This window comes from uncultured Thiocystis sp. (assembly GCF_903866365.1).
In the GTDB taxonomy this organism is placed as follows: domain Bacteria; phylum Pseudomonadota; class Gammaproteobacteria; order Chromatiales; family Chromatiaceae; genus Chromatium.
This window is the reverse complement of the sequence record NZ_CAIPNF010000364.1, coordinates 1-24,981: the sequence shown is the minus strand read 5'-3', so window position 1 is coordinate 24,981 and position 24,981 is coordinate 1. Positions and strand designations below refer to the sequence as shown.

The 24,981-nt window shown below is 64.6% G+C and carries 30 protein-coding genes; 11 read left to right on the top strand and 19 right to left on the bottom strand.

Annotation, left to right across the window (positions count from 1 at the left end; translation table 11 throughout):
* From QZY07_RS20555 to QZY07_RS20530, 6 genes are all read right to left on the bottom strand, one after another.
* Nucleotides 1-813, bottom strand: an 813-nt coding sequence (locus tag QZY07_RS20555) for a homoserine O-succinyltransferase (RefSeq protein ID WP_295406701.1), incomplete at its 3' end; no start/stop codon positions are given.
* Nucleotides 814-913: 100 nt separating this feature from the next.
* Entirely contained in the window at nucleotides 914-1,879 is a 966-nt protein-coding gene (gene thiL / locus QZY07_RS20550; protein ID WP_295406704.1) for a thiamine-phosphate kinase, read from the bottom strand.
* A gap of 51 nt (nucleotides 1,880-1,930) precedes the next feature.
* A complete protein-coding gene (gene nusB / locus QZY07_RS20545) occupies nucleotides 1,931-2,482 on the bottom strand; it encodes a transcription antitermination factor NusB (protein ID WP_295406698.1) in 552 nt (183 codons plus the stop codon).
* A gap of 4 nt (nucleotides 2,483-2,486) precedes the next feature.
* Complete coding sequence (ribE, locus tag QZY07_RS20540; protein WP_295406695.1) at nucleotides 2,487-2,960, bottom strand: 6,7-dimethyl-8-ribityllumazine synthase; 474 nt, start codon at nucleotides 2,958-2,960, stop codon at nucleotides 2,487-2,489.
* A gap of 31 nt (nucleotides 2,961-2,991) precedes the next feature.
* The gene (gene ribBA / locus QZY07_RS20535) at nucleotides 2,992-4,128 is read right to left on the bottom strand and encodes a bifunctional 3,4-dihydroxy-2-butanone-4-phosphate synthase/GTP cyclohydrolase II (protein WP_295406692.1); all 1,137 of its coding nucleotides are present in this window, start codon (nucleotides 4,126-4,128) and stop codon (nucleotides 2,992-2,994) included.
* A 55-nt stretch (nucleotides 4,129-4,183) separates the two neighbouring features.
* Nucleotides 4,184-4,846, bottom strand: a complete 663-nt coding sequence (locus tag QZY07_RS20530; protein WP_295406690.1) for a riboflavin synthase — start codon at nucleotides 4,844-4,846, stop codon at nucleotides 4,184-4,186.
* Nucleotides 4,847-4,932: 86 nt separating this feature from the next.
* On the opposite strand from QZY07_RS20530, the gene QZY07_RS20525 reads away from it, so the two are divergent.
* Complete coding sequence (locus QZY07_RS20525; protein ID WP_295406687.1) at nucleotides 4,933-5,175, top strand: CopG family ribbon-helix-helix protein; 243 nt, start codon at nucleotides 4,933-4,935, stop codon at nucleotides 5,173-5,175.
* A 266-nt stretch (nucleotides 5,176-5,441) separates the two neighbouring features.
* On the opposite strand, the gene ribD is transcribed toward QZY07_RS20525, so the two are convergent.
* Nucleotides 5,442-6,653, bottom strand: coding sequence for a bifunctional diaminohydroxyphosphoribosylaminopyrimidine deaminase/5-amino-6-(5-phosphoribosylamino)uracil reductase RibD (ribD, locus tag QZY07_RS20520; RefSeq protein ID WP_295406683.1), 1,212 nt, complete (start codon nucleotides 6,651-6,653; stop codon nucleotides 5,442-5,444).
* Nucleotides 6,650-7,165 (bottom strand): transcriptional regulator NrdR, encoded by a 516-nt coding sequence (gene nrdR / locus QZY07_RS20515; protein ID WP_295406680.1) that lies wholly within the window; start codon nucleotides 7,163-7,165, stop codon nucleotides 6,650-6,652. The genes ribD and nrdR overlap by 4 nt, the downstream gene beginning before the upstream one ends.
* Nucleotides 7,166-7,396: 231 nt before the next feature.
* Here nrdR and QZY07_RS20510 point away from each other — a divergent pair, with 231 nt between their 5' ends.
* The 3 genes from QZY07_RS20510 to QZY07_RS20500 are packed head-to-tail and all read left to right on the top strand — an operon-like array spanning nucleotide 7,397 to nucleotide 12,818.
* Complete coding sequence (locus QZY07_RS20510) at nucleotides 7,397-8,605, top strand: DUF559 domain-containing protein (RefSeq protein ID WP_295406677.1); 1,209 nt, start codon at nucleotides 7,397-7,399, stop codon at nucleotides 8,603-8,605.
* Nucleotides 8,602-9,669 carry a hypothetical protein gene (locus QZY07_RS20505; RefSeq protein WP_295406675.1) on the top strand — a complete coding sequence of 356 codons (1,068 nt, stop codon included), beginning with the start codon at nucleotides 8,602-8,604 and terminating at the stop codon, nucleotides 9,667-9,669. The genes QZY07_RS20510 and QZY07_RS20505 overlap by 4 nt, the downstream gene beginning before the upstream one ends.
* Before the next feature lie 14 nt (nucleotides 9,670-9,683).
* Complete coding sequence (locus QZY07_RS20500; protein WP_295406672.1) at nucleotides 9,684-12,818, top strand: AAA family ATPase; 3,135 nt, start codon at nucleotides 9,684-9,686, stop codon at nucleotides 12,816-12,818.
* An 87-nt stretch (nucleotides 12,819-12,905) separates the two neighbouring features.
* On the opposite strand, the gene glyA is transcribed toward QZY07_RS20500, so the two are convergent.
* Nucleotides 12,906-14,162 (bottom strand): serine hydroxymethyltransferase, encoded by a 1,257-nt coding sequence (glyA, locus tag QZY07_RS20495; RefSeq protein ID WP_295406669.1) that lies wholly within the window; start codon nucleotides 14,160-14,162, stop codon nucleotides 12,906-12,908.
* 345 nt (nucleotides 14,163-14,507) lie between these two features.
* Between glyA and QZY07_RS20490 the strand changes: the two genes are divergently transcribed.
* Nucleotides 14,508-14,966, top strand: a complete 459-nt coding sequence (locus QZY07_RS20490) for an ion channel (protein WP_295406666.1) — start codon at nucleotides 14,508-14,510, stop codon at nucleotides 14,964-14,966.
* 7 nt (nucleotides 14,967-14,973) lie between these two features.
* Here QZY07_RS20490 and QZY07_RS20485 read toward each other — a convergent pair whose 3' ends face one another.
* The 3 genes from QZY07_RS20485 to QZY07_RS20475 are packed head-to-tail and all read right to left on the bottom strand — an operon-like array spanning nucleotide 14,974 to nucleotide 17,021.
* The gene (locus QZY07_RS20485) at nucleotides 14,974-15,519 is read right to left on the bottom strand and encodes a chromate transporter (RefSeq protein ID WP_295406663.1); all 546 of its coding nucleotides are present in this window, start codon (nucleotides 15,517-15,519) and stop codon (nucleotides 14,974-14,976) included.
* Nucleotides 15,520-15,523: 4 nt separating this feature from the next.
* Nucleotides 15,524-16,117 carry a chromate transporter gene (locus QZY07_RS20480; RefSeq protein WP_295406662.1) on the bottom strand — a complete coding sequence of 198 codons (594 nt, stop codon included), beginning with the start codon at nucleotides 16,115-16,117 and terminating at the stop codon, nucleotides 15,524-15,526.
* Nucleotides 16,110-17,021, bottom strand: a complete 912-nt coding sequence (locus tag QZY07_RS20475) for a hypothetical protein (protein ID WP_295406660.1) — start codon at nucleotides 17,019-17,021, stop codon at nucleotides 16,110-16,112. Before QZY07_RS20475 ends, QZY07_RS20480 begins: the two co-directional genes overlap by 8 nt.
* 359 nt (nucleotides 17,022-17,380) lie before the next feature.
* Between QZY07_RS20475 and ubiG the strand changes: the two genes are divergently transcribed.
* The 6 genes from ubiG to QZY07_RS20445 all read left to right on the top strand — a co-directional run bounded on the left by ubiG (nucleotide 17,381) and on the right by QZY07_RS20445 (nucleotide 21,103).
* Entirely contained in the window at nucleotides 17,381-18,103 is a 723-nt protein-coding gene (gene ubiG / locus QZY07_RS20470) for a bifunctional 2-polyprenyl-6-hydroxyphenol methylase/3-demethylubiquinol 3-O-methyltransferase UbiG (RefSeq protein ID WP_295406659.1), read from the top strand.
* The gene (gene gph, locus QZY07_RS20465) at nucleotides 18,096-18,773 is read left to right on the top strand and encodes a phosphoglycolate phosphatase (RefSeq protein ID WP_295406656.1); all 678 of its coding nucleotides are present in this window, start codon (nucleotides 18,096-18,098) and stop codon (nucleotides 18,771-18,773) included. Before ubiG ends, gph begins: the two co-directional genes overlap by 8 nt.
* 220 nt (nucleotides 18,774-18,993) lie before the next feature.
* Nucleotides 18,994-19,764 (top strand): SDR family NAD(P)-dependent oxidoreductase, encoded by a 771-nt coding sequence (locus tag QZY07_RS20460; protein ID WP_295406654.1) that lies wholly within the window; start codon nucleotides 18,994-18,996, stop codon nucleotides 19,762-19,764.
* Between the two features lie 81 nt (nucleotides 19,765-19,845).
* Nucleotides 19,846-20,109, top strand: coding sequence for a hypothetical protein (locus QZY07_RS20455; protein ID WP_295406651.1), 264 nt, complete (start codon nucleotides 19,846-19,848; stop codon nucleotides 20,107-20,109).
* Between the two features lie 3 nt (nucleotides 20,110-20,112).
* On the top strand, nucleotides 20,113-20,637 hold the full coding sequence (locus QZY07_RS20450; protein ID WP_295406647.1) for a hypothetical protein: 525 nt from the start codon (nucleotides 20,113-20,115) through the stop codon (nucleotides 20,635-20,637).
* Nucleotides 20,638-20,767: 130 nt separating this feature from the next.
* Nucleotides 20,768-21,103: a tyrosine-type recombinase/integrase gene (locus QZY07_RS20445; RefSeq protein ID WP_295406644.1), complete on the top strand. Its 336-nt coding sequence runs from the start codon at nucleotides 20,768-20,770 to the stop codon at nucleotides 21,101-21,103.
* Between the two features lie 175 nt (nucleotides 21,104-21,278).
* On the opposite strand, the gene QZY07_RS27555 is transcribed toward QZY07_RS20445, so the two are convergent.
* From QZY07_RS27555 to QZY07_RS20415, 7 genes are all read right to left on the bottom strand, one after another.
* Nucleotides 21,279-21,758, bottom strand: coding sequence for a DUF5681 domain-containing protein (locus QZY07_RS27555; RefSeq protein ID WP_363184580.1), 480 nt, complete (start codon nucleotides 21,756-21,758; stop codon nucleotides 21,279-21,281).
* Nucleotides 21,759-21,761: 3 nt separating this feature from the next.
* On the bottom strand, nucleotides 21,762-22,175 hold the full coding sequence (locus tag QZY07_RS20440; protein ID WP_295406641.1) for a hypothetical protein: 414 nt from the start codon (nucleotides 22,173-22,175) through the stop codon (nucleotides 21,762-21,764).
* A gap of 59 nt (nucleotides 22,176-22,234) precedes the next feature.
* Complete coding sequence (locus QZY07_RS20435) at nucleotides 22,235-22,897, bottom strand: hypothetical protein (protein WP_295406638.1); 663 nt, start codon at nucleotides 22,895-22,897, stop codon at nucleotides 22,235-22,237.
* A gap of 3 nt (nucleotides 22,898-22,900) precedes the next feature.
* Nucleotides 22,901-23,416: a hypothetical protein gene (locus QZY07_RS20430; protein ID WP_295406635.1), complete on the bottom strand. Its 516-nt coding sequence runs from the start codon at nucleotides 23,414-23,416 to the stop codon at nucleotides 22,901-22,903.
* Nucleotides 23,417-23,521: 105 nt separating this feature from the next.
* Complete coding sequence (locus tag QZY07_RS20425; RefSeq protein ID WP_295406632.1) at nucleotides 23,522-23,920, bottom strand: hypothetical protein; 399 nt, start codon at nucleotides 23,918-23,920, stop codon at nucleotides 23,522-23,524.
* Nucleotides 23,917-24,213, bottom strand: coding sequence for a Mor transcription activator family protein (locus QZY07_RS20420; protein ID WP_295406630.1), 297 nt, complete (start codon nucleotides 24,211-24,213; stop codon nucleotides 23,917-23,919). The genes QZY07_RS20425 and QZY07_RS20420 overlap by 4 nt, the downstream gene beginning before the upstream one ends.
* Before the next feature lie 10 nt (nucleotides 24,214-24,223).
* The coding region (locus QZY07_RS20415) for a terminase gpA endonuclease subunit (RefSeq protein ID WP_295406627.1) at nucleotides 24,224-24,981 on the bottom strand (758 nt) is incomplete at its 5' end.

The window sequence follows — 24,981 nt, the reverse complement described above, 5'->3', positions numbered from 1 at the left end:
CTCCGGGAAGGGCGGATAGTCGACTCGCGCGCCGGCGGCAAACCGCCTGACCTCGCGCTTGTACTCCTTCAGCAGCGAGATCATGTCGTACTCGGGGTGCCCCTGAAAGAAGATCTGCCGGAAGCCGTCCGCGCTGACGGCTAGGTGAACGCCCGCGTCGTCGCTCTCGGTGAGGACATGCAACCCGGCGGCATCGAACTGCGCGCGGCCGATGTCATTGAAGCGCGAATGCGGCACATCGAAGCGCGTATTGACATCGCTCACCAGCGGATGCGTCCGGTCCACCACCCGGTGCGCATACACCCCCCAGCACTTCGCCGGCAAGGGCTGGCGCGCCTGACGGTAGCGAAACTGCATCACGGCATGGGTCGCCAGACAGGAGCAAAGCGTCGAGCACACCTTGTCATAGGCCCAGTCGACCACCTCGATCAGCGGTTCCCAAAACGGCTCGCGAGACAGATCCGAGCCGGTGACATTGGCCCCGGTGACGATCAGCGCATCCAGCCCTTCCTCGCGGATTTTCTCGAAGGACTCGTAATAACGCTGGATATACGTCTGGGTCTCGGGACCGCGCGCCAGGGTGTCCAGGGTGAAGGGGTGGACGTAAAACTGCGCGATCGGATTGCTCTGACCCACCAGGCGAAAAAACTGCCGCTCGGTCGCGGCCAGGGCCGCATCGGGCATCATGTTGAGCAACCCGACGTGCAGCTCGCGGATATCCTGCTGAAGCGCCCGATCCGGGTCGAGAATCTGCTGGCCCTCCTCGCGCAGACGGGCGAAGGTGGGGAGGTCGTTATGGGCGACGATTGGCATGGAATGTGTCCGTTCCTAAGATCATTTTAGAATTCAAGGGGATGCTGAAACGAGAGACGAGTCCTGAAGCGCGAGTGGAAATCCGCGTCGACTGCGGCTTTTAGCGACCGCCTCCAGCGGCGAAGTGATCGTAACCGCCCCCATCGGTTGCGAATAACCCGCCATCCGGCAACCGACACGTCAGACCCGCTTTCGCCCGCATCCGTCCCACCGTCCGGATCGGACAATCCAGCCCGGCGCCTAACTCCCAAACCTCCCGAGCATGTTCGGCGGGAAGACAGAAGCAGAGTTCATAATCGTCCCCGGAGGACAGCGGCAGCGACCAGTCGCCCGTGCGGGCCACGACCTCGGCCACCGGCGACGAGAGCGGCAAGCGCGCCAGATCCAGTTCCGCGCCTACCCCGGAGGCGGCCAGAAGGTGGCCGAGATCCCCGGCCAGGCCATCCGACAGATCGATCATGGCCGTCGCCAGCCCGCGCAGCCGCAACCCGAGTTCGACCCTTGGAGTCGGATACTCGAGGCGACGGCGCAACGCGGAGTCGACCGCCTCGCCCGCGAGCAAACCGCGCAGCGCCAGCCCCGCATCGCCCAGAGTACCGCTCACGCAGACGAGATCGCCCGGACGCGCGCCATCGCGTCGCACCGCCGCGCCGACCGGCACATGGCCATGCACCTGCACCGTCACGCTCAATGGACCGTGCGTGGTATCGCCGCCGACCAGCCGGATTCCGTGTGCATTCGAGAGCGCGGCGAAGCCGGCGGTAAAGAGGCGGATCCAGTCTTCATCCGCTGACGGCAGCGTCAGGGCGAGCGTCGACCACGCCGGCGCGGCGCCCATGGCGGCCAGATCGCTGAGTCCCACGGCCAGCGCTTTATGGCCGATGGCCTCGGGAGCGCAGTCGGGGAAGAAATGAATTCCGGCGGACAGGGTGTCGATACTGACGGCCAGGCACTGCCCCTCGGGAATCGCGAGCAGTGCGCAATCGTCGCCGACACCCAAGGCCACATCCGCCCGCCGTGGGCCGATGTCGGCAAAAAAGGTGCGGATCAGATCGAATTCGGACACGAGGCAAGGCTGGCGGATGCGCGGCGAGCCGCGCACCTGGAAGAGTCGGTTCTACGCATCGGAGGGCGGTTCCTCGCTGGCTGATGGTGTAGTTGGCAGCGGACTCCGATCCGTCCCCGCGGCATGACGACGGGCAATCTTGTCCAGCACGCCGTTGACATACTTGTGCCCCTCATGGGCACCGAGCAGCTTGGTCAACTCGATCGCTTCGTTGATGGCAACACGATTCGGAATATTGTCCGAGAACAGGATTTCGAAGACGCCCAGACGCAGAATCGCCAGCTCGACCGGATCCACCTGGGTGATCGGACGATCCAGAAAGCGATCCAGTTGGGCGTCGATCTCCTGGATCCGCGCCGGCACGCCGGTCAGCAGTTGCTCCAGGAGTTCCAGATTGAACTTGAAACGCTGCTTGGGATCCGGGGTGGCATCGTCGTCGGCGCCGCTCAACGACATCGCGACGGCATCGAGCCATTCGGGATCGTCGAGCAGGTGGCGCTTGATCGACATCGGATCCTCGCCGGTCAGACGCCATTGATAGAGCGCGAGCGTGGCGTAACGGCGCGATTGGGTGCGGGGGCTTACTTTGTCGGTGTTCGTCATTCGGTCAGTTGATCTGTCTCAGTAGATCGGCCATTTCCAGGGCGGACATCGCCGCCTCGGCACCCTTGTTGCCGGACTTGGTGCCGGAACGCTCGATCGCCTGTTCGATGCTGTCGACGGTCAGCACGCCGAAGGCGACCGGCAGACCATACTTCAAACTGACCTGAGCCATGCCCTTGACGCACTCGCCGGCGACATACTCGAAATGCGGCGTGCCGCCACGGATCACCGCGCCCAGGGCCACGATGGCGTCATAACCACCCTTGGCGGCGATGCGCTCGATGGCCACCGGCATCTCAAAGGCGCCAGGGACGCGCACAACGGTCAGATGGTCATCGGCGACGCCATGACGCCGAAGCGTATCGATGGCGCCTTTTTCCAGGCTCTCCACCACGAAACTGTTCCAGCGCGACACCACCAGACAGAAGCGGGCGTTCTCGTCGGCGCGGAGCGCGCCTTCTATCGTTTTGATCGTCATAAAGGTTCCAGGCAAAAACAGAGTTTTTTCGTCAGGCAGCCCTGCCACCCGTGTACTCCACCACTTCCAGATCGAACCCGGAAATGGCGTGCATCGACTTCGGCGCGCTCATCACCCGCATCTTGCGTACCCCGAGATCTGACAGAATCTGTGCGCCGATCCCATAGGTGCGCAGCTCGCGGCGATCCTGTTGACGGGCTGGCACCTGATCGTCGCGATCATGCAGTTTGAAATCCTTGAGACGCGCCAGCAGGTCGGCGGAACTGTCGCGATTGCGCAGCACCACGATCACGCCCTCCCCCGCCGCCGCCACCTGACGCATCACATCCCGCAGCGGCCAGCCGCAAGCATTGTGCGAGGTCTCGAACAGATCGCAGAGCGTATTCTGAAGATGCACCCGGACCAGCGTCGGGCGCTCCGGGCGGATGTCGCCCAGGGTCAGGGCCAGATGAATCTCGTTGTCGATACTGTCACGGTAAGCGACCAGACGAAAGGTCGCCTCGGCGGTCGGCAGTTCGCACTCGCATTCGCGCAGCACTGCTTTCTCGTGGCGGACGCGGTACTGGATCAGGTCGGCGATGGTTCCGATCTTGATGCCGTGGCTGCGGGCGAAGATCTCCAGGTCCGGGCGACGGGCCATGGTGCCGTCTTCGTTCAGGATCTCGACGATCGCCGCCGCCGGGCTGAACCCGGCCAGTCGCGCCAGATCGCAGCCGGCCTCGGTGTGTCCGGCGCGCACCAGCACCCCGCCCGGCTGGGCCATGAGCGGAAAAATATGGCCGGGCTGGACCAGATCGCTTGAGTTGGCCTCGGGCGCCACCGCGGCACGGATGGTGACGGCGCGGTCGGCCGCCGAGATGCCGGTGGTGACGCCGCGCGCGGCCTCGATGGAGAGCGTAAAGGCGGTGGAATGCGTCGCCTGATTGTCGGTGACCATCAGCGGCAAGCGCAGCCGCTCGCAGCGCTCCTTGGTCAGGGTCAGACAGATCAGGCCGCGTCCATACTTGGCCATGAAGTTGACCGCCTCGGCGGTGATGCAGTCGGCCGCCAGCAGCAGATCGCCCTCGTTTTCGCGATCCTCGTCGTCCATGATCACGACCATGCGACCCTGGCGCAGATCCTCGATGATTTCCTCGGTGCTGTTGATGCGGCTACTGCTACTGCTCATGGCCTGAATGTCTTCGTGTGGGAAAAGCCCGTTAGACTAACAAAAAAGGCTGAGTTCATGAGTTGACAAAACCGTGCTCGGCGAGAAACTCAAGCGTCACCCCGGATGAGGTGGGCGTGGCGGCGCGCTCGCCCAACAGGAGTCGCTCCAGATAGCGGGCGATCAGATCGACCTCCAGGTTGACGCGGGTGCCGACCTGGTAACCGCCGATCATGGTTTCCCGGATGGTATGCGGAACGATGTTTAACTCGAAGATCGCGCCATCGACCCGATTGACGGTCAGACTGGCGCCATCGACGCAGATGGAGCCTTTCTGGGCGATATAGCGGGCCAGTTCGTCGGGGGCCTGAATGCGCAGCCGCCAGGAGCGGGCGTCCTCGTGACGCTCCAACAGAACGCCGACGCCGTCGACATGACCGCTCACCAGATGTCCGCCGAGCGGGGTCGCGAGCGTCAGCGCCTTTTCCAGATTCACCCGAGCGCCGGGGCCAAGCGCGCCCAGGGTGGTCAGGGAGAGCGATTCGCGCGAGACATCGGCGGCGAAGCCCCGGCCGGTCAACTCCACGGCAGTCAGACAGACGCCGTTGACGGCGATACTGTCGCCGATCGCCGCGTCGGCGAGCGGCAGCTTGCCGGTGTCGATCGTCAGCCGGACATCGCCGCCGCGCGGCTCAAGGCGCTGAATTTGGCCGATGGATTGAATGATTCCGGTAAACATGGTTGTTCGATGCTGGCTCCAAAAACTTGACGGTACTGATCGCTGCAATACACTTGCAGTAAGATGTATTCAACAGGACACACACGATGCCGACCATGACGTTACGACTCGATGAAAAAACCAGCCAATCCCTCGATGTGCTCGCCAAGGCAATGGACCGCTCAAAATCTTACATCGCAGCGCAAGCCATTGATGACTTCGTCAAGCTCAACGCCTGGCAAGTCGAAGCGATCGAGCAGGGCGTCAGCGAAGCCGATGCGGGGAACTTCGTTGAGCACTCCGCTCTGAAGCAGCATTGGGAGTCCCGGCTTGCGAATTCGCTAGACTAAGGTGATTTCCTGCAAACAATCTACCCACGGAGAGGCTGTTAATGGACAGGATTAACACGATTTCGCAGGATGAACAGGATAGAAGCCATTGTTTTTAATCCTGTCAATCTTGACAAATCCTGTGAATCCTGTCCATTTGAAGCGTTGATTTTGGTAGAGACTTTCCCGGAAATCGCCTAATAGGGAATGTTCTGGAAGTCCTTCGCGTTCTGCATGGTTCAATGCGCTGGCCCAAACAACTGCCTTGAACAAGTCTGGCTGCCGTTTCAACCCGCGCGCGTCATCACCGGCCGCGCACGAACCCGCAGATCGACCCCAACCCGTCGCACATCGATGATCTCCAGCGCAATCCGCTCGGCCATCGTCGTGACCGTCGGCAGATGGAAGAGTCCCCGGCCGGCGTCACCCATCAGATGTGGCGCCTGATAGAGCACGATCTCGTCGATCAGCCCGGCGGCCAGCATGGCCCCGGCCAGGGTCGCGCCGGTTTCCAGCAGCAACTCGTTGATGTCCCGGCGCGCCAGCTCGCTCATCAGCGCCGCCAGATCCACCCGCCCTTCGCGTTGCGGACAGCGATACACCAAGGCACCGGCGGCCGCGAGCGCGTCCATCCGCGCGGGCGCGTCGTCCACGCCGACCACCAGAGTCTCGCCGGGCAGCGTCAGCATCCGCGCCTCCAGCGGCATCCGCCAATGACTGTCGACCACGATCCGCAGGGGTTGGCGGAGCGGGACGCCCGGCTCCGGCTTCAGTTCCAGATCCAACTCCAGTTCCATCTCCATCCGATCCAGCGGATCCAGTTCCGGCACCTCGTCCGCCGACAGACGCACGTTCAGGCTCGGATCGTCGGCGAGCACCGTGCCGATCCCGGTCAAAATGGCCGAACTCGCGGCGCGCCAGAGCTGCACTTCGCGTCGCGATGCCGTCGAGCTGATCCATTGGCTCTCGCCGCTGGCCATGGCCGTGCGTCCGTCCAGGCTCGCCGCCAGTTTGCAGCGGACGAAGGGCCGACCCTGCTCCATGCGTTTGATGAAACCGGGATTCAGCGCCCGCGCCAGATCCTCCAGAACGCCGGTTTTCACCTCGATGCCCGCCTCGCGCAGACTGGCGATCCCCTTGCCGGCGACCAGCGGATTTGGGTCGGCCATGGCGCAGACCACCCGCGTCACGCCCGCCGCGATGAGCGCGTCCGTGCAGGGCGGCGTGCGGCCATGATGACAGCAGGGTTCCAGGGTCACATAGGCCGTCGCCCCGCGCGCGGCCTCGCCCGCCTGGGCCAGCGCGTTGCGTTCGGCGTGCGGCTCGCCGGCGCGACGATGCCAGCCCTGGCCGACCGGCAGACCGTCGCGCACCAGCACACAGCCCACGCAGGGATTGGGGTCGGCGCTATAGCGCCCCCGTTTGGCCAGCTGGATCGCCTCCGCCATGACAATCTCATCGGAGACCCGCCGCGCGCCTGAGTCCGCCGTGTCGTTCATTCAGAGTTAGACTCCAATTCCTTGAGCAGATCCATCTGATGACGATTGGCCTCGGGCGAGGGTTGACGTTCGAGCCGTTCGATCTCCTCGCGGAAGGCGGCCACGTCCTCGAATTTCCGATAGACCGAGGCGAAGCGCACATAGGCGACCTGATCGAGCTGGCGCAATTCGTCCATGACCAGCTCGCCGATCCGCAACGAAGGCACCTCGCCCTCGCCGCCCGACATCAAACGCCGCTGGATGTGCGACATGGCTGTGTCGATCTGCTCGGTGCTCACGGGGCGCTTCTCCAGCGCCCGAATCATCCCCGAGCGGAGCTTGCGACCGTCGAAAGGCACCCGACTGCCATCGCGTTTGACGATGCGCGGCAGATTGAGTTCGGCGGATTCGTAGGTCGTGAAACGCTCCTTGCACACCACGCATTTGCGCCGTCGACGCACCTGATCGCCCTCGCCCGACAGGCGCGAGTCGACGACCTTGGTATCCTGGGCACCGCAGAAGGGACAACGCATGTGGTCGTGGTCAGTTAGGTCGTGGTGAGAGTGGTCGCGACACGCAGACAGCGAGCCTGCCGTCGCCGGGGACCACGGCAGCACCATGATCCAGGGAAGCGAAGATACAGGGATGCGCGAAACGAAGCAAAGCGCATCGCTCGCGAGCGCCGCGCGTCCGGGTCAACGTCTCGCCCAGGGAGCGCGCGCGTGGGAGCGCCCGCGGCGGCATTTCACGGTAACATCCAGGTCATGGGAAAAAAGCCCCTTGACCGCCGCCCCCAATCCGCCACGGACACGTCGCGCGACGTACTGGCACAGATCGATGCGCACCACTGTCGGCGGCGACAACAACTGCCAACGGTCACCGTACTGGCCGGCCCGTCCGCGACCGCGTACCGCGCCTGGACCCAATGGAACGCACGGGCGCGGCGCAGCGGGGCCGTCTGGTCGTCCGATCGCGCCGACACCTGCCTGGATGTCTGGCTGGCGGCACTGCGCGCGGGCGGCGACGTCCTCCTGCGCGCCCCGACCCAGGACGGCATTTCAGGCGCGGACGAGGACATCCTGGCGCAATTGCCGTCCTGGCTGCGGGAGTGCCGCGCCGAGCGTGCCGCGTGGGTGTCCGGCGCGGCCGTGGCGCTCGCCCGGCAACCGCCTGACGAGGCCCCCTGGGACGAGGCGCGAACCTTTGCCTGGCGACTGATGCGCCTGCCGGCGGAGACCCTGCCGAGCCTGCTGATCGGTGTGGCGCACGAGACCCGGACGGCGGTGCCCCTGGAGATGGCGGCGCGGATCGCCGAGCAGGCGCCGCTGTTGCCGCTGGCGGTCGCGATCGCGACCGATCGGTACGACCGTTATCTGGAGACCGCGCCAGAATCGCGCTACAAGGCGATCCTGCGCGAAGGCGTCGTCCGACTGGCCGCGCCCAGCCAGGACCGGCTCCAGGACTGGTTCGTCCGGCAGGCGCTGGACAACGATCCCGATCCGCGTCCGCTGATCGCCGTTCTGGCGCGTCATGGCGCGGCCCCGACGGTGCTGCGCGAGGCCGTGTCTTTGCTGCGCTGTCTGCACGCGCGCGCCACCCCGGAGGACAGCGCGGCGGCGCGTAGTCAGGCCGAGCGGTTTCTCTTCCGCCTGCTCGAATCCATCCCCGAGCTGGCCGGCCGGTTTCGACTCAACGCCCAACTCGCTATCCTGTTCGGCAACCGCCCGCTGGAGGTCGACCTCCTGGCCGATCCGCCGGGTGTCGCGGTGGAGATTGACGGGTATCATCACTTTCAGGACGCCGCACGCTATCGGCGTGACCGCCGTAAGGATTTGGCGCTGCAACAACAGGGCTTGCTCGTGTTGCGCTTTCTCGCCGAGGATGTGGTCAGCGATCTGGAGTCGATTCTCGACACGCTGCGTCATGCGCTCCAACACCCAACGATCTTGCCTGCTCGGAGGCCCCCTGAATGAACGCCCCCGCCTTCACCCTGACGGAGTTGCTCCGCGCCCGCCTATTGGCCGCCGCGCCAGCGGGATTGACCGCCAGCGAAATGACGAAATCGCTGCAACCGCTGCGGCCCGACACCACCGGCGCGGCCTGGTCGCGCGCCCTGGCCGATGCGCGCGCGCCGCTGCAAGAGACCGGTCAGCTTGAACGGCAGGGCGCCTCCCGTTGGCGCCTGACGACGGCGGGTCGCGAGGCGGGGCTCGCCTGGCTGTCCGTTCGGCAAACCGCCAAGCCGCTGTCCTGGCCGCAGGTGAGGAATATCGCTCTGCAAGCCCGCGCGTTGGGCCTGCCGCCGCCAAGGACCGATCAGGAACGCAAGCAACTTGCCAGCGCCGACGGCCTGCGCGCGGCGATTCTGGCCGTGCAGTATTCGCTGCCCGGCGGACCCTATCCGACGCTCGCGCAGGCCCGCAACGCGCTGCTCTGGCGGTTGCTGCTGGCCGCGCCCGAGAACCCGCGCCACCGGCGCGAGCGGTGGCCGGCCGTCAGCGGTCAGCGGTTTATGCACAACGCCCCCAAGATCCTGCTGAACGACTTACTCGGCACCGCGAGCGACCTGCCGGTGGACAACGCGCTCAAGCAACTCGTCGCCCAGTCCATCGGCGCGCGCCGCACGGACGTGAACGAACTGCGGCTCACGGTGCTGCGACGCGCACTGGCGGACACGATCCCGGACGCGATCCCGGACGCGCCGGCAACGCTGGCGGCGCCGGACCAGGCCACGCCAGCGCCGGTCGACCTCGCCGCCTTTGCCGCGACGGTGATGCAAACCGCGCGCACGACCGCCACGGGCCGCTTTGGCGAGGATAAGATCTTCATTTCCCATGTCTGGGAGCGCCTGCGCGCCGCAGGCCGGGACGCCGGGCTCACCGAGACCCAGTTCAAGGAGCGGCTTGCCGAGGCGAACCGCCAGGGGCTGTTGCGTCTGAGCCGGGCCGATCTGGCCTATACGCTCGACCCGGACGACGTCGCCCGCTCCGAGCTTCGCTATCTCACCGCCACCTTCCACTTCATTCGGCTGGATTGAGACACCCGTCGCGCATGGAACCCGATCCACGTCTGCACGCCCTTTGCTCCGCGCGAAGCGAGGGGCTTTTTCACTCCGTCACCCATCAGCATCAGATCTGGTTGCCGGACCCTTTCGATGTGGAGACCATCCATCAGGAGGCGCGTGACGGCTATCGGCGCCTGCTGCATCGCGTGGCGCCGTCGCACTCGCCCGATGCGGGGCGCATCCTGCTCTTGCTCGGCGATTCCGGCGCCGGCAAGACACACCTGATGCGTGCCCTGCGCAACACGACGCACACCCAGGCCAGCGGCTATTTCAGCTACATGCAGATGACCTCGGCGGTCCCGAACTATGCCCGTTACGTGCTGCGTCAGACCATCGACTCGCTGGACAAGCCCTATTGCATGCCCATGGGCGCGACCACGGGCCTGCTGCGTCTGTCCAATGCGCTGGTCGAGAACACGCCGGCCGTCACGCCGGCCGCCTTGGAACTCCTGCGCAGCGGTCGGTTGTCCGCGCGGGATCGTCGCGATCTGATCGACCGGCTCGCCGACCGCGTGCTCAAGCTCGCGCCTTTTCGCCAGGTCGACCTCGACTTGGTGCGCGCACTCTTGTTTCTGCAATCGAGCGACCCGGCCATCGATCACCGGGTGTTCCGATTTCTGCGCTGCGAGCCGCTGGCCCAGCAGGACCAGCAGCTTCTGGGTGGTTTGCTCGCGCCCCGAACCGAAGAGGACGACCCGCAGCGGATGCTCGTCGCCCTCGCGCAGCTGATCCAGGCCCTTGGCGCCGGCGCGCTGGTCATCTGTCTGGATCAGTTGGAGGACATCCTGCAGATGGAGGCGGCGGAGCAGAAATTTCGCAATGCCATCCGCACGGTCGTCACCCTGGCCGAGGTGCCGAATGTGATTGCGGTGATCGCCTGCCTGGCCGATTTTTACACGACGCTTCGCCAGCACATGTCGGAACCCCAGCGCGATCGTCTCGAAAAAGACCCCGCGCCGGTCAAATTGATCGCCGAACGCTCGGCGGAGGAGGTCGCGCTCCTGATCGCCCGTCGCGTGAGCGCCTTTCTGGATGAACAGGAGATTCCTGGAGACGCGCGGGAACCGCTGTTTCCCTTTCCGCCAGACACGCCGTCGACGCTCGCCCGTCTGCCGACCCGTCACATCCTCGACTGGTGTCGGGAGCGGCGCGATCAGGGTTTTCAGGATCTGCCGGTGGCGGTGCATGACGCTGCCGCCGCGCCGCCGGCCGCCGTTAGCGGGCGGCAACTGGAGCAAGCCTGGAACGATCATCTCACCGGCATTCACCCGGTCCCCGAAACGGAGGCGGCGCTGTTACGTCTGCTGGACGCGACCATCGCGCACGGCGCACTGGAACTGACCAGCGGACATCGCTTCACGGTCCTTGACCAGGGCGACGCGCTGGCCGTCGAGATTGCCAATGCCGGCGGTGTCGTGGAGCAACGGCTCCTGGTCGCGCCCTGCCAGAAATCCGCCCTGGGCGGGGCGCTCGAAAAGCAGATCGCGGCACTCGCGCAACGCGCTGGCGGGCGCGTGCCGGTGGCGGTCCGCTCGACCGCCTTCCCAAGCAACCCCAGAACCAGGATCGCGGAACGGCTGGGACAATTCGTGGCCGCCGGCGGGCGACGGGTCGTGGTCGCCGATTCCGATTGGCGGGCCATGGCCGCCATGCCCTCCTTCCTGGCGCAACATGGCGCCGACCCAGCGTTCCCTGACTGGCTACGCGCCGATTGTCCGCTGACGCGCCTGCCGGCACTGCGGGATCTGCTTGCGCTGCACACACTCCAGCCGGGACGGACCGAACCCGCGAGGCCAGCGGAACCCACGCCGCCCGCCCGTCTCTCTCCGCCCCCCGCGGGGAGCGGGAGCGAGACCGGGCGGACGCCGCGGCAGGATGTCGCGCCCCGGCTCGGCGAAACGCGCGATTTTCAGCCACGGACGCTCTCGCTGGTGACCGCCAGTCTGGTCCGCCACGCGGCCTTTCTCGGCGGTTCCGGCTCGGGCAAGACCACGCTGGCGCTCCATCTCATCGAACAATTGCTGCTGCAAGGCATCCCCGCGCTGCTGGTCGATCGCAAGGGGGATTTGTGCAGTTACGCGCGTCCGCAGTCCTGGCGGATGCCGGCCGCCGATGCCGCGCGGCAACCGGCACGCGACGCCTTGCGTTCCCGGATCGAGGTGGCGCTCTACACGCCCGGCGCCAGCGAGGGTCGGGGGCGTCCGCTCGGGATCTCCATCGCCCCGCCCGGGCTTGGCGAACTCCCGAGCGACGAGCGCCAGCAACTCGCGCAATTCTCGGCGAGCGCATTGGGCGGTCTGATGAATTACCGCACCAGCCGTAGCGATCAGCAACGCCTGGCCATTCTCGGTCAGGCGATCGGCCTGCTCGCCGAACTGGAACCCGGCACCCCGCTCGACCTGGAGCGTCTGATGGCCTTCGTCGCCACGGAAGACCCACTGCTCGTCAACGCCGTCGGACACCTGGACACCCGGAATTTCAAACGCTTGGCCGAGGATTTGCAGACCCTGAGCCTGCACAATGGCAAACTGTTCCGGCACGAGGACGAGCGGCTTGATATCGCGACCCTACTCGGACGAGGGGCAGGGGTTCCAGACGGGCGCACCCGCCTGACGATCGTCAGCACGGCCTTTCTGGGCAGCAATGCCAATGTCCTGTTTTGGGTCGCGCAGTTGCTGCTGGAAATTGGCCGCTACGCCACCCGGCACCCGTCGGATGCGCTCCAGACGGTCATCCTGTTCGACGAGGCCGATCTCTATCTGCCGGCGCAGTCGAAACCGGCCACCAAGGAGCCGCTGGAAAATCTGCTCAGACGGGCGCGCTCGGCGGGGATCGGGCTGCTACTCGCCACGCAAAGCCCCGGCGACCTGGATTACCGGTCGCGCGATCAGATTTCCTCATGGTTCGTCGGCAAGATCAAAGAGGAGACGGCGCTCAGAAAGCTCAAACCGATGTTGAGCGAGGCGAAAACGGACGTGACAGCCAAGTTGCCGCATCAAGCAGTCGGCGAGTTCTACCTGATTCGCGACGGCGAGGTCGCCAGTCTGCGAGCGGATCAGTCGCTCATCCGCGCCGCGCAGATCCCCGCCGAGGAGATCCTCGCGCTGGCGGCGCGGACATGAGCAGGTTTATTCACGCCGTTGCCTGATGCCGAATGCGTCAGGTTTGACGTGACGATGGCGTCGATTCCGCTGGTCGAGGCGCTGTCCTCAACGCTCATACACCGGAAACCGTTTGCACAGCTCCAGCACCTTGGCCTTCACGGCCGCGATGGCGCCCGGCTCGCCCCGTGCATCGATCAGATCGCACATCCAGCCAGCCAGCGCGCGCGCCTCGTCCGCGCCGAAACCGCGGGTGGTGATGGCCGGGGTGCCGACCCGAATCCCGCTGGTCACGAAGGGCGATTGCGGATCGTTGGGGACGGCATTCTTGTTGACCGTGATATTGGCCGCGCCCAGCCAGGCGTCCACGTCCTTGCCGGTCAGACCCTGATGGATAAAACTCACCAGGAAGAGATGATCGTCGGTGCCGCCCGAGACGACATCATAGCCACGCGCGATGAAGACCTCGGCCATGATCCGCGCGTTGCGCACGACTTGTTCCTGATAGGTCTTGAATCCAGGCTCCAGCGCCTCCTTGAAGGCCACCGCCTTGGCGGCGATCACATGCATCAGCGGACCGCCCTGGATACCGGGGAAGACCACCGAGTTGAGTTTTTTCTCGATCTCGGGGTTGGCCTTGGCCAGGATCAGACCGCCGCGCGGACCGCGCAGGGTTTTGTGCGTGGTGGTGGTGGTCACATCGGCGATCTGGACCGGGCTCGGGTAGACCCCGGCGGCCACGAGTCCGGCGACATGCGCCATGTCGACCAGCAGAAACGCGCCCACGCTGTCGGCGATGTCGCGGAAACGCTGCCAGTCGACGATGCGCGAATAGGCGGAGAAACCGGCGATGACCAGGCGCGGCTTGTGCTCCTGGGCCAGACGCGCGACCTCGTCGTAGTCGATTTCGCCGGTCTCCGGATTCAGGCCGTACTGAACGGCGTGGTAGAGCTTGCCGGAGAAATTCGGCTTGGCGCCGTGGGTCAGATGCCCGCCGTGCGCCAGACTCATGCCAAGCACAGTGTCGCCCGCGTTGCAGAGCGCCAGGAAGACAGCGGCATTGGCCTGCGAACCGGAATGCGGCTGAACATTGGCGTAAGCGGCGCCGAACAACTGTTTGGCGCGGTCGATGGCGAGTTGTTCGGCCACGTCGACATACTCGCAGCCACCGTAATAGCGCTTGCCCGGATAGCCCTCGGCGTATTTGTTGGTCAGCACGCCGCCCTGCGCCTGCATCACGCGCGGGCTGGCGTAATTCTCGGAGGCGATGAGTTCGACATGCTCTTCCTGCCGACGCTCCTCGTCCTGGATGGCCGCCCAGAGTTCCGGATCGTAATCGCTGATTTGTAGGGTTTTCTCGAACATGTTCACGGCCCCGGTCATGCAAAGCGACGTATTTTAGCGATTTCGCGCGCCCGCGTCGCCGATTAAACCGCGTCAGGCTTATCTTGAGCGGTCGCGACGGTCAAGGTGTCAACCGTCACGACGCACCCTTGGGCGGGACATCGGCGGTCTTGTTGCCGGTGGTACGCATCGCTCGACGCCGTGGCGGTCTTTCACGCTAGAATCGAGCTGATGTCCCCGGCGCGGCCCGTGGGCGGCATCCGAAGTGCTGAAGAGCGCCGCCCGGCGCGTTGGGCTCGACCCATGACCGACGCCCGAATCAGGTGCGTGTGCTGGCTGCGAAGGCCAATCGAGGTGCGTTGCGTCATGCCATGCGTTGAGGGCGTCACCGGACGTCGTGTGAAGGTTGTCTTTATCCTGGCCTGGCTGCTGGTCGCGAGCCTGTTCATCTTCCACGCCAGCCTGCTGTTTGAAGTCGCCTGGCAAATTCGGGTATTCGTCCCGCGGCTCATGCTGCATCTCGGCCCCCGCAGCGCCGGCAAGGCGATTATCCTGGGCTGCTTCGTCGTGCTCCTCTTCGCCCACCTCGCGGAGGCCATGGCTTGGGGGCTCCTGCTCTGGCGCGCGGGGCTGGCACCGAGTTTCTCCGAGGGGGTTTATTTTTCCGCCACGTCGATGACCGCGCTCGGCTATGGCGATGTCGTGCTGCCGCCGCCCTGGCGTCTCCTCGGTCCTCTGGCGGCGATCAGCGGCCTGCTGATGTTCGGTTGTTCGACCGCCTTTCTGTTTGTCGTCATCCAAGCGGTCTGGGAGAGTCAGCGTTGACTAGCGGCTAGCGCAGGATGAACCAGCCCAAGACCCCGCAGGTCAGGATGAGAACCGCTGGGTTGATGCGCTTCCAGAACAGCAGCAGGACGATGGCGAGACCGAATCCCAGGGTCACGCCGTTGAACCAGAGTGGTCGGTCCAGGTTGAAGCTGGCCGTCTTGCCCACGGCGTAGACACCCGCGAGCATCAGCCCGATGGTGATCGGCGCGAGCCCCCGCTGGATCGCCGCGCGCCAGGGGTTCTCCCGGTAGCGGTCCCAGATGTAGCTGACCCCGTAGGTCAACAGGCTGGCGGGGAAATAGAAGGCGAACAGCACCAGGAAGAAACCCGCTACACCGGCAGCGTGATCGCCGATGATCCCCACCATGGTCATGTTCGGTCCCGGCGCGAGCTGACCCAGACTGTAGATGGCGGCGAACTGGGTGTCGGTCACCCAGTGATGGACGGTGACGGTTTCGTGCTGCATCTCCGGGATGACGGCCGTGCCGCCGCCCACGGCCATCAGCGAGAGCAGGGTAAAGACGTTCAGGAGTGAGACTAGGTCTTTCATGGGTTCAGTGCCTTGCTCCAGAAGAGGATGCAGGCGGCGTCTTCAACGCGGCGGGACGATTCATCCAGATGGCGATGGGGGCCAGCAGCAGGAGAGTGGTGAAGAGCGAGACATGAAAAACGCCGACCATGAGAAAGGTCGGAATGATGAACAGCAGGTCTTTGGGCCGGAGGAACTGGCGTCCACCAATTTTGAGGGTCACCTGCAGCAGCAGGCCGACCGAGGCGGCCGCGACCCCGGCCAGGGCGGCGGCGACATCCGGGTTGTCGTGGAGCCGCGCATAGAGCACGCCGAGCACGCTCAGGATGGCCGCACCCGGCAGGATGAGCCCGAGCGCCGCCGCCAGCGCCCCGCTCGGCCCCCGCAATGTACGCCCAACGATCACCGCCACATTGGTCGAATTCAACCCGGGCAAGGTCTGGCCAATCTCCAGCGCGCCGAGAAATGCGTCGTCGGTCAGCCATTGCTCGCGATCGACCACCACATCGCGCAGGTAGGCGACGAGGCCGCCGCCAAAGCTGGAGATCCCGATCAGGGCGAACGCCCTGAAGATCCGACCGATCGATGGCGGCTGCGTGAGCAGGGCCGACTCATTCATGGTTGGTCGATGCCTGCTGACCGAGTCCGTAGACGATGGCTGTCTTGGTGGCACCCAGGGTCACCCATTCGTAGGCGTCCAACTGGAGCGTCTTGTAGAAATCGGCGGCGCGTTTCAGGCTCTCGCGGTGAAGATCCTCGCGCCGGTCGAATTGGCACTGGAAGGCGAACTCGCCGCAGATCGGGCGTTCATGCTGACGATCGCGCCACACGGCAATGGTGGCTTTCGCCTTGATGCCGTGTCCGAAATGCAGCTCGCCGACGTTCACCTGCACCTCCTCGACGGCGAAATCGTTGACCAGCGCGAGGCGCTCGTCTGACTTGGCCTTGGCCTGGAGCAGGGCCGGAAAGGAGCGGGTGAGGTCGGCCACGGCCATGTCGACCTGCTCCCGCGGCATCGCCAGCACGCAATTATGCGAAAAGACCGAACGCAGACCGCCGAGACCCTCGCGCAAGGGCAGTAGTTCCTCTTTAAACTTGATCCGGATCCGCGCACCTGGGGTGGCCGGGCGCACATCGACAGCCGCCGCCGTCTCGAACTCCGGGTGTCTGAACTTGACGGTCAATTCAGGCAGACCGTCCGGCCAACCGCCCTTGTAGAAGGTCCGCAGCCGCACGATGAAATGATGGTTGTAGAGATCGAAGCCCGGCGTATCGAAGAAGAGGACCTCGCGCACCTGGTTGTCGAATCCGTCGTCAGCCTCCTTGACCGTCACGTCGAATTTCTTGGCCGAGTGCCGAACGATCTTCCAAAAATCCCGGAACGCCTGGGCCGTCACAAAGTGCTGCGGCTGCAGGATCACCTTGCACTCGTAATAGTGCAGCGAGGAAAAGGGCGTATTGACGACTTCGATAGCGGTTTCGTTCATCGGAATCCCAGGATTGATCATGGGTTGGTCGGGCACGACGTTGTAATGCCCGATCTGACCACGCGATACGCCGGGCGGTCAAGGAGCGCCACCTGATCCTGCGTCTGCTAGGGGTGTTCGGCTTCCCGTGAAGCCTTAAACGCATTGACGCGGAGCGCACGCGGGTTGTGCATCGGATCGGCCTCGTGCTGGCAAACCCGGACGATCGCGCGAATAGAGCCGACTGCAAGTCGGCGATTCCAGGATCCCAGGGAGCGGCGGTGGGAACCATGTCCCCTGTGGCGATTTCTGGATGAAGGAACGCCGTTCGCTTTAGAATAGCCGCCTGCATCGCTATGTCGCGGTATGCGCACCTCGCGCGCGCCCATCCGCCCTCAATCTCCGGACCCGCCGCCATGACCGAGACCATCCACAACGTCGATCACGCCGAAATCAGCAAATTCGAGGAACTCGCCTCGCGCTGGTGGGATCCGCACAGCGAATTCAAGACGCTGCACGACATCAATCCGCTGCGCCTGGACTACATCGAACGGGGCGCGGGCGGGCTGGCCGACAAGCGCATCCTGGATGTCGGCTGCGGCGGCGGCATTCTGTCCGAGAGCATGGCGCTGCGCGGCGCGCAAGTCACCGGCATCGACATGGGTGCCATGCCGCTGCGCGTCGCCGAGCTGCATACCCTGGAGAGCGGCGTCGAGGTCGACTACCGGCGCGTCACGGTCGAGACCCTGTCCGAGGAGCAGCCGGGGAGTTTCGATGTCGTGACCTGCATGGAGATGCTGGAGCATGTGCCGCATCCGGCCTCGGTGGTGGATGCCTGCGCCCGACTGGTGCGACCGGGCGGCAAGGTGTTTTTCTCCACCCTCAACCGCAATCCGAAAGCCTTCCTGATGGCGGTCATCGGCGCGGAATATGTGATGGGCATGCTGCCGCGCGGCACCCATGACTATGCGCGTTTCATCCGACCCTCGGAGCTGGACGCCTGGATCCGTCCCACCGAGCTGCGCACCGTCGATCTGATGGGCATGACCTATCAACCCTTGACGCGCACCTACCGCCTCGACCCGCGCAATCTGGACGTGAATTATCTCGTCACCTGCGTGCGCGAACCGCATGCCTGACCTGCCTGCGCCGCGCGACGGCGCCGTGCTGTTCGATCTGGACGGCACCTTTGCCGACACCGCGCCCGACATGGCCGCCGCGCTGAACCGACTGCTCGCCAGCCATGGCCGAGCGCCGCTGCCGTTCGCGCGGGTGCGGCCCTATGTCTCCCACGGCGGACGCGGCATGCTGCGGATCGGTTTCGGTCTGGGGCCGGATGACCAGGATTACGAACCGCTACGCCTGGAATTCCTGGAACTCTACGCCGCGGCGCTGGTCCGCGACACCGCGCCCTTCCCGGGCATCGCCGAGTTGATCGACACCCTGGAGCGGCGCGGCATCTCCTGGGGTATCGTCACCAACAAACCCGGCTGGCTGACCGATCCGCTGATAGAACTGCTCGGTCTGCGCGAGCGCGCCGGCTGCGTGGTCAGCGGCGACACGGTGGCGCGCCCCAAACCCTATCCAGATCCCTTGTTTCATGCCTGCGATCTGCTGCGAGTCGAGCCGCGGCGCTGCTGGTATGTCGGCGACGCCGAGCGCGACATTCAGGCGGGTCTGGCTGCCGGCATGGGCACGCTGGTCGCGCTGTTCGGGTATCTTGGCGCCGACGATACGCCTGATCGTTGGGGCGCGCATGGGCTGATCGAGCATCCGCTCGACGTGCTCGACTGGCTGCCGGAAACCTAGTGCAACTGTGCGAAAGTCCCAAGACCGTCTCGGGTCGTTGTCGTTGTCGTTGTCGTTGTCGTTGTCGTTGTCGTTGTCGTTGTCGTGATCGCGGTCTCGACATGGCGAATATTCGATGACGACAACGACAACGAGGAGGCCCCGGTCTCGGAACCTGAGCAGCGAAGCACTAGGTTTCAGTTGGCCGTTACTGGCTTTTTAACAGAGGATCAATCATCCGATGGACCACATACCCGCTGACATGAAGCGGCTGCAAGCGCGCGTCATCCTGGTCACCGGCGCACTCGAGGGCATCGGTCGCGCCGTGGCGCTCGCGTGCGCCGCCCAGGGCGCGACTGTCGTCCTGTCATCCTTCAAGGCGGCCGATCTGGAGCCGGTGTACGACGCCATCGTCGCCCGCGGCGATCCCGAGCCCGCGATCCTGCCGCTCGATCTGGAACGGGCGAGCGAGGCGGATTTCATCGCTGCGGCGAACCTCGTGGACGACACCTTCGGCTATCTTGACGGGCTGGCCCACTGCGCCGCCTTCGCGCCCTATCTCAGCCGCATCGACGACTATGACGCCAGCGAATGGGAGCGCGTGATCCGGATCAACCTGACCGCGCCCTTTCTGCTGACGCAAGCCTGTCTGCCGCTGCTGCGCGCCTCCAAGGATGCCGCCATCGTCTTTACCTCGGATCGCGTCGGACGCACCGGCAAGGCCTACTGGGGCGCCTATGCCGCCGCCAAGTTCGGGATCGAGGGACTGATGCAGGTGCTGGCGGAAGAGACCCGCGACAGCGGCCGACTCCGGGTCAACAGCCTCGACCCCGGCCTGGTGCGCGCCGCGCTGCGGGCAACCCTCTATCCGGGCGAAGATCCCGGCATCCATCCCGCGCCCGAGACCGTCGCCGACCGTTATATTCGGCTACTGGGGCCGGAGAGTCGGGGCATCACCGGTCAGGCGTGTCACGCCCAGGACGCCATCCTGACGCGCTCGCCGGAACATTGACATCCGTACCTGGGGTCGCCGAGTTGTACTCGGCGACCCCAAGAGGAATCATGACAGTCCCTCGTCGTGGACGACGGAGGCTTGACCTTACCCCTCGGGGTCGGCCATTCTGTTGCCTATCCCTTGGCGGGCGCCGTGCTCAACCTCAATCTCCCCGGCCTGTCCGGCGCGACGCTGGCACATGAACTGCGACGCCTGGCGCCCACACTGCCGCTCGTCATCGTCACCGGCCGGTCTGAAACGGACTGGACGCGTTACGGCGCTCCGCCTCCTGGCACCCGCCGCTTGAAGAAGCCCTTCGATCTGGATGCACTGGAAGATGCCCTGTTTCTGCTGTTGGACTGACGCATGATCCCGTTCGACGCCCGCACGGGCTTTCTTGACATGAGCGCAATGAGCCTCGTCATGGCGCTGGCGATCTGGATCGTGCTGTCCGGTCAGCGCACGCGCGCGGTGCAGTTCTGGTGTGCCGGAGGGGTGGCGAGTGCGGTGGCCTCGCTCCTCTTCGCCCTGCGCGGGGTCGTGCCCGCACTCCTGTCCCAGACCCTCGCCACCCTGCTCGTCTTCGTCCTGATCGTGCTCAAGATTCAATCGCTGCGCCTGGAGGCGGGTGACCCCGAACCCTGGTATCGCCTGGTCCTCCTCACGCTGGGTTTTTTCGTCGTGTTCGTTTCGTCTGCTCAATGTCGTCCTGGGACAGTTCGAGGCATCGATTATGACCAAGGGTACGGATGCGCTCCTGCTGGCTTTGACCACGCTCATCGTCACGGTCGTGAGCAACATAGCCTCTCGGCATTGCCCTGGATCGCTCGATCCGGGACAAGGGCGCGGCGGCGGCCGCCCAGGCGCGCGCGGAGGAAAGCCAACGCATGAGCGAGCAGATCGCCCAGCTCGACCGTCAACGCGGCCTCGGCATCCTGTCCGCCTCGCTGGGTCACGAGCTGAATCAGCCGCTCACCGCCATCCTCACCAACGCCCGGGTCGCCCGGCGCGGGCTGAGTGGTTGTTTCCATCCGAGACATCCGCCACTGGGCACCATGTCAGCATCGAGAAGGCGTTTCGCCGGGTTGTCGTGGCCGCCGGGTTCGACCCGAGCCAGGTTGTCCGGCACACCTTGCGCCATACCGCCATCACGCACCTTGTTCAAGCGGGGATCGATTTACCGACCGTGCAACGCATCAGCGGGCACAAGACCCTGACCATGGTTGTCCGGTATGCTCACCAGAACGGGGGCCACATCCGGGAAGCCTTGGACAAGTTGGAAGCCCGCGACCGCCCACCCACGGAAGCCGCCGAACCGAGCACCAAACCAAGACTATCCGCCACCATAAAATCCTGACGCAGTTACACCAAAATTACACCGAGCAAGAAAAAAGGCTTACCAGAATTACTGTAAGCCTTTGTTTTTATGGTGGGCCGTCAAGGATTTGAACCTTGGACCAAGGGATTATGAGTCTAGGAAAATCAATAACTTACAACACATTGCAGCACACTACAGCACGAAAAACAGCAGCTTAAGCGAGCGTTGGTATTGTGGTATGCGGCGGGAATTTGCCCCGTAATGGCCCGCAGTGTCCCGTTAGTGTCCCACAGAAAAGGCGCAAGAAATCCATCTGGCGCGTGGTGTCCACCGTCCATTCGCCCTCGATCATGCGCGCGACCAGGGCGGTCCAGAGCCAGTCGGGGGCGGCGTGGATTTCGGCGAGGGTGCCCCATGACGCTGGCAAATGGGCGACGTGTTGCCCATTTGAAAACGCTGGGTTTTTTGCGATTGTCATGTAGGCGCGCACGGTGCGATCACTGAACGGCAGCAACCGTTTCCCGCCGTCGCGCCCGGTCAGTTCGCCCCATTCGCCATGGGTGCAATTCCGACTGCGTATTGCACAGCACCAACTGCATATAGGCGTCTTCAGCTTCGCCTGATTGACGATGCCTGGTGGACGTCCGCTTGGATTGCCGCTCGTGCCTTTCTTGAAACTCCTTGATCGAATCAACGCTCAGACCGCCCCGGCGTCTTTGGTGTGGTGCTGCTTGCGGATGGTCCCGACCGAGCGCGCGCCGATCTTGATACCTTCAGCGTTCAGTTGAGCGGCGGCTTTCTTCTCGGAGAGTCCGTCCAGCGCCAGCACGCGGGCGACGATCTCGGGATCGTTCGCCACGTTGATCTTTCGGCTCGGTGCGTCACGTTGTAACGGCTCAGTCGGTGCGGCGGATGCCATGGTGAAGTGTTCGGCGTTATCCGTTGTTTCAACGGTTAATGGCGTCTCGATTGTCGTTGTCTCAACGAGAAGGCTATCAGGCTGAATATCCGTTGTTTCAACGGTTATACCATTGGTATAAAACCCCGTTGCGGTTTCCGTTGTATCAACGGGAATGCTGACAGGCTGATTAAGCGTTGTTTCAACGGACAACCCTCTCGCCCACGCGCGCGCGGATGCCAGTGTCTGCTGTCCTCAAATGCGAGGAATCCTCACGTTCCGCCCTTGCGCGCGGATGTCGTCCGCATCAAAGGGTCGGATTTCAAATCCGCCCCTTTGTGTGTCGACCGAGAATACAGGCGGCGAAGCTCGGCGCCCGACAGCTCCCCGCGTCCGCTCAGATGATGACCGATCAGCCAAACCGCGGCCCAGTGCGTAGTCAGGACGTGGCGGGCGATGCCTTCGGCGATCCAGAGCCAGCCAGCGCCGGGCAGGTCGTGATTCGCCAGGAGTGTCCGCGCGCGCGGATAGTCGGTGGACCGGTGGTCCCTCGGGGTCAGGACTCCGGTGGCGTGCCTGCCCATGAAGAGCAGTTCGCACTGGAAACCGGCCGCGAGGATTGCAGCCACACTGAGCGCGGCGGCGGGCGATGGGCGCGGCGGCGGGCGGTCGCGCTCGATGGGGCCGAAGGAAACCTGACCGCTGCTGTCCTCGTTGACCCGCGCATGCCCCGCGTCGGGCACCCCCATCAGCACCAGCCCGACCACGGCATGCCCGGCCTCGTGAAAGGCCGCGATCTCGCGATGACAGTAGGGCTCCCACGGTGGCATAGCGAAGGCGTCAATCGTCGCGCCGGCTGGATCCAGGTCGGGGAATGCCTCAATCGCCGGCGGGTCGGGGTCAGGGTGCGGGTCGTGCCACGCATCGTCGCGCATGGCTCAGAAGGAAATACCAACCTCGTCGGCCTGTTCGATCAGTTCGCGGATTTGATCGTCCAGCTTCTTGATTCGCGCCTGCAGATCGGTGCAGACGGCTTCGCGCTCGGCCGGTGGCAGACCAACCTGTTCGGAGTAGGGCATCGCGTTGACGGCTTCGATGACCGCAGTCTTAATCTGCGGGCCAGCGACCAGATAAAGCAGGGTTTCGATTCCAGCCCCACGGAATAGCGTGAATTCTGGATGATTGATCTTGTCGGCCACTCGGGTTTGGTCGCCATTGGCATAGCTTGCGAACGTCTTCTCGATTCCTGGGGCGAAACCGGCCTTGGCGCGGGCAACCAACACGTCGACCAGCTCGCCGGCTTCTTGGGCTAAGTCTGCCTGGGGGCGTGGGCGCGTTTCATGTTCGCGAAGTTCGGCGCGCAGCTTGTTGCGCTCGGTCTCGAATTGATCGACTTGCTGCTCAAGACTGCCACGGATTTCTTTGGCTTGGCGGAATAGGTCGTTCAATTTCATAGGTCATTCCTCGCTGTTTGAATAGGCGTTCAGAATGAACCCGGTTTCATGTAATTACATTAGGGCCGACTTGCAGGCGACATCTCGCTCATTGAGCCGAAGGAATCAATCGGCCAGAAGGTTATGCAGTTGACGCGCCCCTGGTAATGGATGGAATTGGCGCGCGCTGAAGAGGAGCGATTGCAGACGGGTCGCGGTGGGTGGCGGGTTATCCATTCCTCGCCATTGCGCCCAGCGGTGCGCTTCAAAGCGGCGGGCGGCCTTGGCGAGCGCGTCAATTCTGGCGGTCTTGCTGGGGCCGTCGATCAGGGCGAACGCCTGCCGCAAGGTGGTATTGCGGGCGGCGAGACGGGCGTCGATCAGCGCCCGGCCGTCAAGCCCAAGGGCGGCGATTAGGGGCTTTCCCCGCAGGGCGGATTGCAGGGCGGATTGCATCCAGGCCCAAACTTCGGGATCGGGCGCGGTGGCTTCGGCGGCTCGTTGGAGCAGGTCGGGGGTCGTCACAGTTTCCCTCGGGCGCCCAGCAGTCGATAAACCGTCGCACGGGCGATTCCGTGTTTTCGACAGATGGCGGGGATGGGGCGCCCGCCGTGCCAGTCATCAAGAATGGCTTGGTTGCGCTCGGTGCGACTGGGGGCGGGGATGTAGATCTCGGCGCCGCCGAACGCGTGTTGCAGCTCGGCGCAGATCGCCTCGGCGACCGGCAAGGCGAGCTGCTCATGGAGTCCGGTGGCCTCGCGGACGATGCGGGTAATTTGGGTGTGCAAGGCGACGAGGGTGTCGAAATCTTTGGGCATGCGGGGGCTCCTAGAGATTCCAGCCGGGTTTGCCGAAGCCGAGGGCGGGGGCAGGCTGGCGCCGGACCGGGGCGGGCGCTTCCTTGGGCGCGGGCTTGCGGGCCAAGTCGACGCCGGACAGCAGCAGGGCCGCATAGGCATAGACGCGGCAATCCAGCGCCTCCACGGCCGGATAGACCTTGATCCATTCGCGCACGGGGCGGCCGCCGCGGGGGTAGCGGACGACGAGACGCTCGCCGGTCAACTGCCTGAACCATTCGGCGTCGCGGTCGTGCGGGAAATGGGCATAGCCAGGGCCGGGCCGGGTGACGCCCTTCAATCGACGGGTGATGATGGACTTTGCCTCGTCGACTCCGAGCATTTCGGGCGCGGCGCCGGCCTTCTTGCGCTTGGCGCGGCGGCGGTCGCGGGCCAGCTTCTGCTCGATCACGGGATAGGCGCCCGCGCGGCCTTTGGTGGGGTAGACGTGAATGCTTCCGGCCATCGTGACGAACTGGTAAACGCGCTTTGGCAGGAATCCAGAATCGACGCACAGCGCGCGCAGTCCGAGCGTGGAACCGTCGGCGCGGGCATAGCGGGCCTGCTTCCAGACCTCCAACAGTTCCAGCCACACGTCATCCTGAACCGGGTCGCCGACGAGGGCCTGGTAATCGATGGACCATGACTCCTCGCCCGCGCCCCAGCCGACCACTTCCAGCTCCAGACGGTCAGACTGCACGTCGACGCCGCAGGTCAGCACCAACACGCCCTCGGGAACTTCGGCGAGGT

What these genes read in the sequence shown, in the direction of transcription:
- QZY07_RS20510 (WP_295406677.1), top strand. Translation starts at nt 7,397, where the DNA reads ATGGGAAAAAAGCCCCTTGACCGCCGCCCCCAATCCGCCACGGACACG.
- QZY07_RS20420 (WP_295406630.1), bottom strand. Translation starts at nt 24,213, where the DNA reads ATGCCCAAAGATTTCGACACCCTCGTCGCCTTGCACACCCAAATTACC.
- ribE (WP_295406695.1), bottom strand. Translation starts at nt 2,960, where the DNA reads ATGACGATCAAAACGATAGAAGGCGCGCTCCGCGCCGACGAGAACGCC.
- QZY07_RS20480 (WP_295406662.1), bottom strand. Translation starts at nt 16,117, where the DNA reads ATGAATGAGTCGGCCCTGCTCACGCAGCCGCCATCGATCGGTCGGATC.
- QZY07_RS20525 (WP_295406687.1), top strand. Translation starts at nt 4,933, where the DNA reads ATGCCGACCATGACGTTACGACTCGATGAAAAAACCAGCCAATCCCTC.
- ribD (WP_295406683.1), bottom strand. Translation starts at nt 6,653, where the DNA reads ATGAACGACACGGCGGACTCAGGCGCGCGGCGGGTCTCCGATGAGATT.
- nrdR (WP_295406680.1), bottom strand. Translation starts at nt 7,165, where the DNA reads ATGCGTTGTCCCTTCTGCGGTGCCCAGGATACCAAGGTCGTCGACTCG.
- QZY07_RS20530 (WP_295406690.1), bottom strand. Translation starts at nt 4,846, where the DNA reads ATGTTTACCGGAATCATTCAATCCATCGGCCAAATTCAGCGCCTTGAG.
- QZY07_RS20435 (WP_295406638.1), bottom strand. Translation starts at nt 22,897, where the DNA reads ATGCGCGACGATGCGTGGCACGACCCGCACCCTGACCCCGACCCGCCG.
- QZY07_RS20460 (WP_295406654.1), top strand. Translation starts at nt 18,994, where the DNA reads ATGGACCACATACCCGCTGACATGAAGCGGCTGCAAGCGCGCGTCATC.
- QZY07_RS20505 (WP_295406675.1), top strand. Translation starts at nt 8,602, where the DNA reads ATGAACGCCCCCGCCTTCACCCTGACGGAGTTGCTCCGCGCCCGCCTA.
- glyA (WP_295406669.1), bottom strand. Translation starts at nt 14,162, where the DNA reads ATGTTCGAGAAAACCCTACAAATCAGCGATTACGATCCGGAACTCTGG.
- gph (WP_295406656.1), top strand. Translation starts at nt 18,096, where the DNA reads ATGCCTGACCTGCCTGCGCCGCGCGACGGCGCCGTGCTGTTCGATCTG.
- nusB (WP_295406698.1), bottom strand. Translation starts at nt 2,482, where the DNA reads ATGACGAACACCGACAAAGTAAGCCCCCGCACCCAATCGCGCCGTTAC.
- QZY07_RS20500 (WP_295406672.1), top strand. Translation starts at nt 9,684, where the DNA reads ATGGAACCCGATCCACGTCTGCACGCCCTTTGCTCCGCGCGAAGCGAG.
- QZY07_RS20490 (WP_295406666.1), top strand. Translation starts at nt 14,508, where the DNA reads ATGCCATGCGTTGAGGGCGTCACCGGACGTCGTGTGAAGGTTGTCTTT.
- ubiG (WP_295406659.1), top strand. Translation starts at nt 17,381, where the DNA reads ATGACCGAGACCATCCACAACGTCGATCACGCCGAAATCAGCAAATTC.
- ribBA (WP_295406692.1), bottom strand. Translation starts at nt 4,128, where the DNA reads ATGAGCAGTAGCAGTAGCCGCATCAACAGCACCGAGGAAATCATCGAG.
- QZY07_RS20430 (WP_295406635.1), bottom strand. Translation starts at nt 23,416, where the DNA reads ATGAAATTGAACGACCTATTCCGCCAAGCCAAAGAAATCCGTGGCAGT.
- QZY07_RS20450 (WP_295406647.1), top strand. Translation starts at nt 20,113, where the DNA reads ATGATCCCGTTCGACGCCCGCACGGGCTTTCTTGACATGAGCGCAATG.
- QZY07_RS20485 (WP_295406663.1), bottom strand. Translation starts at nt 15,519, where the DNA reads ATGAAAGACCTAGTCTCACTCCTGAACGTCTTTACCCTGCTCTCGCTG.